This is a genomic window from Streptomyces uncialis, from assembly GCF_036250755.1.
Lineage (GTDB): Bacteria > Actinomycetota > Actinomycetes > Streptomycetales > Streptomycetaceae > Streptomyces > Streptomyces uncialis.
In genome coordinates, this window is record NZ_CP109583.1 from 2,403,876 (window position 1) to 2,414,225 (window position 10,350).

Below are 10,350 nucleotides of genomic sequence, written 5' to 3' on the forward strand. Positions count from 1 at the left end.
CGGGGTGCGGTGCAAGCTGCCGCACCCCGCGCGGCCGGTCGCGGGTCAGGTCAGGAAGTCTCGTGCCGGGTTGGCCCGGGGGTAGCGCCTGACGTACTCCAGGAACCGGGCCAGGGTGTCGTCGCTGCGGGTCAGCATGCCGGGGCGGAACCGGATGGTCGTCAGGACCGGGGCGTCGTCGGCGAACATCCCCATCATCAGTTCCATGGCCCGGTCGAGGAACGCCTCCGTCGCCGGCGGTTCCTCGCCGTCCTCGCGGCGCGCGCCGAGGACGAAGACGGGCCTGGACGCCCCGGGCCGGACCGGGCACAGGGCGGTGATCCAGAAGAACCAGCGGCCGTCGAGAGTTCCGGTCTGCCAGAAGATGTTGGTTCCGTGAATGTCGACCCGCAGGTCGAGCCGGCTGCCGTCGGGTTCGCTGACGCGCAGGGGGTAGCCCATCGAGTGATCGGTGGCGCTGACCGCGTCCTTGGGGTCCTCTTCCATCGTGAACTCGTGCTGGAGGCCGAAGTGCTGGAGGTCAAGGGTCTGCGCGGTCACCAGCCAGGGGTCGAAGGGCGCCTCGTCGAGGACGGAGTGGCGGAACACCAGCTCGTCCTGCGGATAGGGGAGATCCGGGACGTCGAACGTGGGCCGCTCGCCGTTGAACGCCCAGACGATCCCGTGCCGCTCCCGTGCCGGGAAGCGGAACAGCCGTGCCCCCGGCGGCACCGGGTCGCCGATGCCCGTCACCGCGCACATCCCGGCGCCGTCGTACTCCCAGCGGTGGAAGCGGCACCGCAGCCGATCTCCCACCACCTCCCCCACCGACAGATCAGCGCCGAGATGGACGCAGTACGCGCTGAGCACCCGGGCCTCGCCGCCGCCGGCGGCCCGGAACGCGACCACCCGGCCACCCAGGAAGTCCGCGCCGACCACCGAACCCGCGGTCAGTTCGTCCGACAGACAGACCGGGAACCAACTCTGGCTGTACAGACCGTCCTCCCCCTCCCCGGGTACGGGAGGACCGAGTTCCCGGTGGGGTGATTCCTCGGCGGACGGAATGCCGGAACGATCGAGCCCGGTCATGACAACTCCCCTGCCGCGATAAGGCGGCCCGTAGTCATTGATGCTCTTTCTTTTTCCCTGCGAAATTGTTTCCACGGCCTGATCGGCACGTCAACCCCTCGCCCGATCAGGCAGGGCACAGCAATCTGCGAGAAGTGGCATACGGCGGCTCGCGGCTATTGTTTCCAGAACTGCGCACACCCACAGCAGACTGCGACTTCCGGAAGGAATTGGCATGCCGGCTCAGCGGGAAAACCCCCCGGGGAACGACTCCCCCGGCGCGTCGACGGCCGCGAACAAGGCGGTGGTGCGGCAGATGATCGACACCTGGAACAACGGCGACCTCGCGGGGATGATGCGGTTCTGGTCCCCGGACATGGTCCATCACGGCCGGGACGGAAGCCCGATGCCCGGCGCGGACGTCGCCGCCGAGATGGCGCGGTTCATGCGGGCCTTCCCCGATCTGCGTCTCACGGTGCACAGCCTGGTCGCGGAGGACGATCTGGTGTCCACCCGGCTCACCGTGGAGGGCACTCACCAGGGCGAGTACCTGGGTCTGCCGCCCACCGGCCGCAAGGTGAGCTGCGCGCTGCTCGGCCAGCTGCGCATCGATTCCGGCACCGTGGTCGAGCACTGGGGTGTGGCCGACGGACTGTATCTGCTGGAACAGCTCGGACTCCTGCCCGCCGATCTCCTCCAGGCCACCGCCTGACATCCCGTGCTCAGTTCTCCGTCGGTTCACGTCGCTGAGGGGAGTCGCTCTTATGACGCAGTACGCCACCGCGGCGCAGCGGAAATCCACTTACGAGGAAACCGTCCGCCGATTCCGTGGAGCCGTGCTTTTCACCCATGAATACTCGGTGATCCAGGATGTTCTCACACCGGATTTCGTGGATCATTTCGCGCCGCCCTGGGATCCGCCCGGGCGGGAGGGTGTGGCGCACCGGTTCGGTCAGGCCGCTGACGCCCTGACCACCCGCCGGGTGGAGGTGGTGGTCTCGGTGTGCGAGGGCGACATCCTCGCGCAGGCGATCGAACTGCACTTCGAACACACCGGTGAGTTCATGGGTCTGCCGCCCACCGGACGCGCCTTCACCATCGGCGGCTCCAACACCTTCCGGTTCCGGGAGGGAAGGATCGCCGAGCACTGGGGGGTGTTCGATGTCGCGAAGATCCCGGACCTGCTCGCCGCCGCCCCGGGCCCCGAAGGGGGCTGGAGTTCCATGTGGGAACCGGGTGCCCCCCATGGCGGGCGGCCCGCGAACGGTGCCCCGGGGCCGGGGTGAGAGCCCGGCGCGCGCTGATCATCGGGGCGGGCCCCGCCGGACTCGCAACCGCCGTCCTGCTGCGCCGCGCGGGTCTGGAGACCCGGGTGCACGAAGGCGCGCCAGGCCCGCGGACGGGCGGCAGCGCGCTGACGCTGTGGCCGAACGCGCTCACGGCGCTGGAGAGCGTCGGTGTCGCCGCGGCGGTGCTGGCCCGCAGCGCGCCGAGCGCCGGGCTCGCGATGCGTACCGCGGGTGGTGACACCTTGCAGTACACGTCCCCGGATCTTCTGGAGCGGTGCGGGGGCACCGGACGGGCGCTGCTGCGCGCTGATCTTCTCGACGCCCTGTACGGCGCGTACGGGGCGGAGGAGGTGCGGTTCGGGGACCGCTGTGTCGCCGTCGGGGAGGAGCACGGGGTCGTCGTCGCCCGGTTCGACGACGGCCGGGAGGAGGAGGGCGATCTGCTGATCGGGGCGGACGGCATCCGCTCCCGGGTGCGCGCGTCGCTCTTCGGGGGCGGCGATCTGCGGTACAGCGGGTACGCGGTGAGCCGTGGCGTGGCGTCCGTCGCGGAGCCCGGTCATCCGGCCCTGCTCTCCCTGGGCGCCGGACGGCAGTTCGGGCTGTTCCCGCTCCCGAACGGCAGGATGTACTGGTTCGCGGCCTTCGCCGCCCCCGAGAGGAGGACGGTGGGCAGTACCGGGCATCTGCCGTTCCTCCTGGAGCGTTTCGGTGACTGGCACGATCCCGTACCGCGGGTGCTGCGGGCCACCGATCCGGCGGACGTGAGTGTGACGGGCATCCACGACCGGCGTCCGCTGCGGCACTGGGGCACAGGTGCGGTGACCCTGGTGGGTGACGCCGCCCATCCGAGCGCCCCGGCGATGGGGCAGGGCACCTGTCAGGCGTTCGAGGACGCGGTGGTGCTCGCTCGTCATCTCGCCGGTACCGACGATGTCCCGGGGGCGCTGCGCGCGTACGCGGCGCGGCGCCGGCGGCGGGCGCATTCCGTCACCGTCCAGTCCCACTGGATGGGCCGGATGGGCCAGTGGCGCCATCCGCTGCTGTGCGGGGTGCGGGACGGACTGATCGCAGTGATGCCCCAGTCGGCCCAACTGCGGGGCTTGCGCGGCATGTTCGCGTTCGACGCCGCCTGACGGGCCTTCACCGACCGGATCGACGAGCTCCAAGGAGACCCCATGGATCAGCTGGATCCTGCGAAGGAGTCCGCCGCGACCGGCTCCCCGGCCGCCGGGGACCAGCCACCGAAGGTACGGGTCCCCGTGCACCGGGTCCTGCTGCGGCTGTGCTCCCTCACCCTCGCGGTGGCCGCCGAGGCTTTGGTGACCCTCCCGGTCCTGGCCGTCGTACGGGCGGTGCGGGGCCGGGACGCCGCCGGACGCTTCCTGCGCCGCCGGCTCGTACGGCGGATCCAGGCCCTCGGGCCCACCTTCGTGAAGTTCGCGCAGATCGCGGGCGCCCGCCGGGATGTGCTTCCGGGGCCCCTGTGCGACGAGCTGTCCCGGCTCCATGACTCGGTGCGGCCCATCACCGCCCGGCAGTCCCGGCGGGCCTGGCGCAAGGCGTACGGCGGCGCGCCCCCGCCGTTCCTGGCCGGACTCGACGCCGTTCCGGTGGCGGGTGGCAGCATCGCGTGTGTGTACCGCGGGGTGCTGCATGACGGCCGCGTGGTCGCGCTGAAGCTGAAACGTCCCGGTATCGACGGGGTGATGCGGGCGGACCTGGCACTGATCCGCGCGCTGGTACGGGCGTGCGAACGTCTTCCCCAGCTGCGGGGGATGCCGATGGCCGATCTCGTGGGGTATGTCAGCAACGCCATCCTGGGCCAGCTCGACCTGCGCCGCGAGGAGGCGAACATCGTCCGGCTGCGGGAGAACCTGGCGGCCGTGCCCGATGTGGATGTCCCCGAGCTCCATCCGCGGCTGTCCCGGCCGACGTGTCTGGTCTTCGAATTCATCCCGGAGTTGGACACAGGTACTCCGGGGACCCTGCCCGACCCGGTGCGGGCCAGACTCGCCTCCGCCGTGCTGTCCGCGGCGCACAAGATGATGTTCGTGGACGGGTTCGTGCACTGCGACCCGCATCCGGGGAACATCTATCTCCTGCCGCGGGGGCGGGCGGTGATCCTCGACGCCGGGTACAGCGTCCAACTCCCGGACCGGGTGCGGAACCTGATCGGCGGGTTCTTCTCCGCGCTGGCCTCCGGGGACGGCCGCCGGTGCGGGGAGATCATGCTGGCGAGCATGGCCGACGTCGGTCCTGACTGCGACACGGACGCCTTCGTGGACGACATCGCGGAGCTCGTCGCGCGGTCGGCGGGGCCGGGCAACGCCTTCGCCATGGCGCCGTTCGGCAACGGGGTCTTCGAGGTGCAGAGCGCCCACCGGCTTTACGCCGCCTCGGACTTCGCCTTCCCGATCATGTCGTTGATGATTCTGGAGAGCACCGTGCGGGGCCTGTGGCCGGAGGCGGACTTCCAGCAGGTGGGTGCCGCGGCGCCGCAGTGAGACAGCGGCGCCGTCCGTGACCCCGGGCGGACCACCGCCCGCCGGACCCCCGGAGGGCGGCGGGCGGCGGGCGTCCGTGCCGGGTCAGCCGGCGGGCTGGAGCAGGAAGAACTCGTTCCCGTCCGGGTCCTTGAAGCTGGCGTTGGAGCCGCCGAAAGGCATCTGCTCCGGCGGACGGGTGAAGGTCACGCCACGGCCCACGAGTTCCTCATGGGTCGCCTTGATGTCCTCGGTGACCAGCTGGATGTCCGTGAACCTGCCGATCTTGCCCTCCTCGTAGACGGGGAAGTCCTTAGTGCAGAGCACGATCCGGGTCTGGGAGCCGGGGGGCGCGACCTCGACCCAGCGGACGGGCCCGAAGCTCTGGTCCTCCCGGAGCTCGAAGCCGAGGGTGTTCACATAGAAGTCGACGGCCTTGTCCTGGTCGTTGACGAAGACGTCGATCGTACCGATGTGCGAGATCACGGTTCCTCCTGATATATCCGGGCACCGAGGGCGCCGTCGTTGATGTGCTGGACGAGTGGTGTGCGGTGGGAGCGCCGCTACGACGCGGTTTCCGCCCCGGCGGCGGTGTCCCGCTCACCGTCGGACGTCGGCGTGGCGTCCGCGTCCGCGTCCGCCACGATCTCCGCCCGGGGCGCGAGCAGCAGCACGAGCAGCGCGCCCAAGACGACGAACGCCGCACCGCCGAGCATGGCGAGCTGGAATCCCTCCATGAACGCGGCGTGTCCCGCGTCGGCCGCGGCCCGCGCCACCGAGGCCGGTGTGCCCTCCGGCACGGGCACGACGCCCTGGGAGACGACCTTGCTCATCTGTTCGAGTGACGTGGCGAGAGGTTCGGGCACGTCCGCGTCCGCCAGTTCCTGCGGCAGCACGGTGCTGACCCGGGCCGAGATCATCGAGCCGAGGGCGGCCGTACCGAGGACACCGCCGAGCATCAGGGCCGTCTGCTGGAGCCCGGACGCCACGCCCGTGAGCTGGCTGGGCGCGCTGTTGACAATCATCTCGATGGCGGTGGGGGCGACCATGCCCATGCCCACCCCGAGCGGGGCGAGGAACGGCCACATCGCGTGGTACGAGGAGTCCCCCGTCATCCAGGAGAGCCCCAGGAGGGCCACCGCGATCAGGGACAGACCGAGCGAGAGCGGGACCCTGGGCCCGAACCGCTGGTTGAGCACGGCTCCCGTCGGCGCGCCGACACCGAACAGCACGGTGAACGGCAGCAGTCCGAGTCCCGCCTGCATCGGCTCGAAACCGTGCACCTGCTGGAGGTACAGCGCCAGGTAGAACGTGGCGCCGAAGGCGGCGAACCCGCCGACGAGCAGGGCCGTCGTACCGATCGAGATGGCGCGCAGCCGGAACAGCGAGGGTGGGAGGAGCGCTTCGGCGGTCGTGCGTTCGCGCAGGACGAACAGCGTGCCGAGGACGAGCGCCGCGGCGAACGAGCCGAGTGTCCGGCCCGCCCCCCAGCCGTGTTCGGGGACCTGGATGATTCCCCAGACCAGGGCGAACAGCGTGGCGGTGAGCAGGACGACACCGGGCAGATCGAAGGACCGGCCGGCGCCCTCCGGGCGGATCGCGGGGATCGCCCATGCCCCGAGGGCGAACGCGGCGACCCCGACGACCAGGTTGACGAAGAAGACCCAGCGCCAGTTCAGCAGGTCCACCATCACCCCGCCGATGAAGGGTCCGGCCGCCATGGCCAGGGCGCCGACGGCGCTCCAGACCCCGATGGCCACCTTCAGCCTGTCCTTGGGGAAGGTGGCCTTGAGCACTGCGAGTCCGCTGGGTGCGAGCACCGCGCCGCTGATGCCCTGGAGGACGCGCCAGAAGATCAGCATGCCGATGTTGTCGGCGAGGCCCGCCATCACCGAGGTGGCGGAGAAGGCGGCCATCCCGATGAGGAAGAACTTCTTGTGCCCGTAGCGGTCACCGAGTTTTCCCGCGGTGACCAGCACACAGGCGACGGCCAGCATGTAGCCGTTGGTCACCCACTGGAGCGTGGAGAGGTCGGTGTCGAGATCGACGGCGATGACCGGGTTGGCCACGGCGACGACGGTGCCGTCCAGGGCCTCCATCATCGTGCCCAGGGCGACCGCGGTCAGGACGATCCAGGGGCTGCGGAGGCCGTTGCTGCTGCGGTCGCCGGCCGTGGGGGCCGCGGAGCCGGCCGGGCCCGCGCTCCGCCCGGCCTGCTTCGGATCTTGAACCACGATGTGGTCCTTCCCTTCTCAGCGGGTTCAGCCCCGGCTGTCGTTGAGGCTGAACCAGTTGCCGGAGTCGTCGCGGAACACCGCCTCCGTACCGAAGGGCCGCTTGACCGGTTCCTGGACGAACGTGACTCCCGCCTGGCGCAGCCGTTCGTACGTGGCACGGGTGTTCTCCACGTGCAGCACGCCGACGCCGATGACTCCCTTGGCGATGAGGTCCCGGAAGTGCGCGGTGGTCTCCTCGTCGTACTCGGGGGGCCCGACCTTGCGCAGGACCATCTCGACCTCGGGCTCGTCCTTGGGGCCGACGGTGAGCCAGCGCAGTTCGCCTATGGTCATGTCGTTGCGGACCTCGAACCCGAGCTTCTCGGTGTAGAAGGCCTTCGCGGAATCCTGGTCGAGCACCGGGATGGTGACATGGGAGAGACGAGCGCGCATGGACTTCCTTCCGACGTGGAGCAGTTGAGCTGTGAGCAGACGTTATCGAGGCGTCCGGTCAGTGACATCTCCTGGATTGCGGACCTTGGTTCCGCTTGTGTCCGGGGGGTTGCGCGGATCGTCCGGAGGGTCCTGGGGCGCGCTCGCGGTCCGCGGTCCGGCGGTGACGCCCTCACGGCGGGCACACATGAACAGGTAGCACCCGGGGATGGGCGGAGGGCCGCCCTGCCGCGCGATCTCCCCCCGGTAGGCGGTCGGGGAGACACCCACGACCTCGGAGAACCGGGAGCTGAACGAGCCGACGCTCGAATACCCGACGAGATGGCAGATCTCCGCCACCGTGAGGTTCGTGGCGCGCAGCAGATCGCGGGCCCGTTCGATACGCCGCTGGGTCAGATAGCGGCCGGGTGTCTCGCCGTACGCCGCCTGGAACGAGCGCAGGAAGTGGAAGCGCGAGCACCCGGCCTCGGCGGCCAGGGTGGTGAGATCCAGCGGATCGGCGTACGAGCGGTCCATCAGGTCCTTCGCCCGGCGCAGAAACGGGAGCAGTCCGGAGGAGGGGAGTTCGTGGCCTGGCATGACCTCATTAATGGGTGCACTTCCTCACCGTGCGAACGGATTCGGACATCCCGCGGCCACCGGCGTGGAGCGCTGCGCGGCAGGGTGCCGGCCGCCCACGGCCACCGCCCGAACGGGACGGGTGGACACGCGTCGGCGGTGCGGACGTGGCCCTCGCTCTCCCTGCCCGCGGTCCGGCCCGCCAGGACGGCGGGGCGAGCCCGCCGTCACCACGGGGGCCCACGCCGGTGCCCGTCGCCGTGTCCTCCCCGGCGGGCAGCCCGCCGACGGTGTCCGGCTACTCGATTGCGCAGTGACCTTTCTAGCAGCGGGGCAGGGTGCGGACAAGTGGCCTTCAGGTCGTCAGGTCCGGCCGTGACCTAGGGCCTCAACCGCGTTCGTCCGCACTCTGGTTGAGCCCCAGGACATTGCCGTCCGGATCGGTGAAGGTGGCCTGCCGTCCCCATGGAGTGGCCCTCGGGCCCTCGACCGTCACCCCGCGCTCCCGCAGCCGCGCGCAGTCCGCGTCCACGTCCGTCGTCCGCAGGAGCAGTCCCCGGCCGCTGCCCGGCGCCATCGTCTCGAACCAGTCGACGAGCACCAGGCTGGTGTCCGCCCCTTTCGGTGCGACCTGCAACCACCTTCCGTGCACGCCCGGCTGATCCCTGAGCAGTTCGAAGCCGACGGTCCCGACGTAGAAGTCCTTGGCCTTCTCCTGGTCCGACACCGGCACCGAGAAGAGCTGCACATGCGTGATTCCCATCCACCGACGATAGGAGGGGCCGCCGCCACGATCACCCACTTCGTCCGTGGACGTCATGGATTCCACCGAACGGCGGAATCCGGTTGCCGCACCGCCACTTCCCCCGAGGACGCCCCTCGGGGAGGGGGGTGTACAGGTCGGCGCCGGACCACCGGAGGCGTCCACTCCGGTCGCATCACGCGGTAATCCGGCATATATGGCGGTACATACACCTCAGCATGCCGCCCAGAACCTCAACTGATCCTATATCTTTACAAAGTGACCGACCGGCGGGACGATGCGATCCAGGCATGGCGGAAGGGTGCGACGACCCTCATATCCGCAGGCAGAGGGCACGCGTGCGAGGGAGAAGCAACGGGCACCTATCCCAGGAACGCTATATCTTATAGAAACACACAAGCTGCTTTGAGCCAGAATCCATCGGTTTGTGATCCTCTCTTCTATATGAAGAGCGAACTTATAAGAATATGACACGGCGTCTATGCCGTGTGCCGGCTGGACCCGTACGGCCTTGATTCCGTGGGCATCCAGCCGACTGGGGTGAAACGTGTCCGTGTCCGTGTCACAGCGCTTCCTCGCCCGGCCCCTCCAACGTCTGAGGGGCGGTCTGATCACCCCCGCGGCCACCGTCGCCACGTTCGAACGCAGAGGCTTCCATCCGGGCGCCGAGCCCGACCGGCGGGCCCTGGAGGCGGCGGGCACGACCTTCCTGTCCGGGCTGCGCAGCGCGACCTCCGGGACCGGGGTCGACCGGCTCGGGGACACCCTCACCGGCTCCGTACCCCGCGAACGGCAGGGATTCGCCTTCGAGGGGGCCGCGATGGGACTCGCCCTGCTCGACGCCGTCGGCCCGCGCCACGACCGGGTGGCCGGCCTGCTGAAGACCTCGGGGGCCGCCCACACCTATATGGTCCATGTCGGCGCGGGCTGGGCGCTCGCACGGCTGCCGCGCCCCCTGTGGCGGCACGCCGTCCCCACCGACCCGCTGCTGCGCTGGCTGGCCCTGGACGGCTACGGCTTCCACGAAGCGTACTTCCGGACCCCGGCCCGCGCCGACGGACGGTGGTCGGCCCGGCTGCCCGGCTGGCCGGGCCCGCCGGACGCCGTTGCCAACGTTGTCGACCAGGGGATCGGCAGAGCCCTGTGGTTCGTGGAGTGCGCGGACCCCGAACGCATCGCGGCACGGCTGCGCGGGTTCGCCCCGCGGCGCCACCCCGATCTGTGGGCCGGGGTGGGACTGGCGGCCGTCTACGCGCAGGCGGGCACCGACCAGGCGTTGCGGCTGCTGGTCGAGAAGGCGGGCGAGCACCTCCCCCCGCTGCGGCAGGGCGCGGCCTTCGCCGCGGAGGCCCGGACGCACGCCGGACTGACCACCGACCGCACCGAGCACGCCGTGCGGGTGCTGTGCGGTGTGGACGCCCGTACCGCGGCGGCGGTCACCCGTGAGACCCGGCAGGCACTGCCCCCGGACGGGAGGGAGCCCGCCTACCAGGAATGGCGTCGCAGGATCCAGCGGCACTTCACCGACTGACGGATTG

General features: G+C 70.3%; 11 protein-coding genes. 5 read left to right on the forward strand and 6 right to left on the reverse strand.

Features of this window, described 5'->3' with window-relative positions:
- Positions 1 to 45 precede the first annotated feature (45 nt).
- Complete coding sequence (locus OG711_RS09805) at positions 46 to 1,068, reverse strand: Rieske 2Fe-2S domain-containing protein (RefSeq protein WP_073789600.1); 1,023 nt, start codon at positions 1,066 to 1,068, stop codon at positions 46 to 48.
- Positions 1,069 to 1,282: 214 nt separating this feature from the next.
- Here OG711_RS09805 and OG711_RS09810 point away from each other — a divergent pair, with 214 nt between their 5' ends.
- From OG711_RS09810 to OG711_RS09825, 4 genes are read left to right on the forward strand one after another with little or no spacing between them, the layout of a single operon-like run.
- Complete coding sequence (locus tag OG711_RS09810; protein ID WP_079184733.1) at positions 1,283 to 1,759, forward strand: ester cyclase; 477 nt, start codon at positions 1,283 to 1,285, stop codon at positions 1,757 to 1,759.
- 52 nt (positions 1,760 to 1,811) lie between these two features.
- A complete protein-coding gene (locus OG711_RS09815; protein WP_079184732.1) occupies positions 1,812 to 2,333 on the forward strand; it encodes an ester cyclase in 522 nt (173 codons plus the stop codon).
- Positions 2,330 to 3,472: an FAD-dependent monooxygenase gene (locus OG711_RS09820; RefSeq protein ID WP_073789583.1), complete on the forward strand. Its 1,143-nt coding sequence runs from the start codon at positions 2,330 to 2,332 to the stop codon at positions 3,470 to 3,472. Before OG711_RS09815 ends, OG711_RS09820 begins: the two co-directional genes overlap by 4 nt.
- Before the next feature lie 42 nt (positions 3,473 to 3,514).
- Positions 3,515 to 4,843: an ABC1 kinase family protein gene (locus OG711_RS09825; protein ID WP_079184730.1), complete on the forward strand. Its 1,329-nt coding sequence runs from the start codon at positions 3,515 to 3,517 to the stop codon at positions 4,841 to 4,843.
- A gap of 84 nt (positions 4,844 to 4,927) precedes the next feature.
- On the opposite strand, the gene OG711_RS09830 is transcribed toward OG711_RS09825, so the two are convergent.
- The 5 genes from OG711_RS09830 to OG711_RS09850 form a co-directional block, all read right to left on the reverse strand.
- A complete protein-coding gene (locus tag OG711_RS09830) occupies positions 4,928 to 5,308 on the reverse strand; it encodes a VOC family protein (protein WP_073789581.1) in 381 nt (126 codons plus the stop codon).
- 77 nt (positions 5,309 to 5,385) lie between these two features.
- Positions 5,386 to 7,056 carry an MFS transporter gene (locus OG711_RS09835; protein WP_329559077.1) on the reverse strand — a complete coding sequence of 557 codons (1,671 nt, stop codon included), beginning with the start codon at positions 7,054 to 7,056 and terminating at the stop codon, positions 5,386 to 5,388.
- A gap of 27 nt (positions 7,057 to 7,083) precedes the next feature.
- On the reverse strand, positions 7,084 to 7,491 hold the full coding sequence (locus OG711_RS09840; protein WP_073789575.1) for a VOC family protein: 408 nt from the start codon (positions 7,489 to 7,491) through the stop codon (positions 7,084 to 7,086).
- 42 nt (positions 7,492 to 7,533) lie between these two features.
- Positions 7,534 to 8,070 carry a helix-turn-helix transcriptional regulator gene (locus OG711_RS09845; RefSeq protein WP_323181333.1) on the reverse strand — a complete coding sequence of 179 codons (537 nt, stop codon included), beginning with the start codon at positions 8,068 to 8,070 and terminating at the stop codon, positions 7,534 to 7,536.
- Between the two features lie 367 nt (positions 8,071 to 8,437).
- Complete coding sequence (locus OG711_RS09850) at positions 8,438 to 8,812, reverse strand: VOC family protein (RefSeq protein ID WP_073789571.1); 375 nt, start codon at positions 8,810 to 8,812, stop codon at positions 8,438 to 8,440.
- Positions 8,813 to 9,365: 553 nt separating this feature from the next.
- Between OG711_RS09850 and OG711_RS09855 the strand changes: the two genes are divergently transcribed.
- Positions 9,366 to 10,343 (forward strand): DUF1702 family protein, encoded by a 978-nt coding sequence (locus OG711_RS09855; RefSeq protein WP_329559078.1) that lies wholly within the window; start codon positions 9,366 to 9,368, stop codon positions 10,341 to 10,343.
- The last annotated feature ends 7 nt before the right edge of the window (positions 10,344 to 10,350 follow it).

Bases quoted from the DNA above. Each gene is read 5' to 3' on its own strand.
- OG711_RS09805 (WP_073789600.1), bottom strand. From the start codon at position 1,068: ATGACCGGGCTCGATCGTTCCGGCATTCCGTCCGCCGAGGAATCACCC.
- OG711_RS09810 (WP_079184733.1), top strand. From the start codon at position 1,283: ATGCCGGCTCAGCGGGAAAACCCCCCGGGGAACGACTCCCCCGGCGCG.
- OG711_RS09815 (WP_079184732.1), top strand. From the start codon at position 1,812: ATGACGCAGTACGCCACCGCGGCGCAGCGGAAATCCACTTACGAGGAA.
- OG711_RS09825 (WP_079184730.1), top strand. From the start codon at position 3,515: ATGGATCAGCTGGATCCTGCGAAGGAGTCCGCCGCGACCGGCTCCCCG.
- OG711_RS09840 (WP_073789575.1), bottom strand. From the start codon at position 7,491: ATGCGCGCTCGTCTCTCCCATGTCACCATCCCGGTGCTCGACCAGGAT.
- OG711_RS09845 (WP_323181333.1), bottom strand. From the start codon at position 8,070: ATGCCAGGCCACGAACTCCCCTCCTCCGGACTGCTCCCGTTTCTGCGC.
- OG711_RS09850 (WP_073789571.1), bottom strand. From the start codon at position 8,812: ATGGGAATCACGCATGTGCAGCTCTTCTCGGTGCCGGTGTCGGACCAG.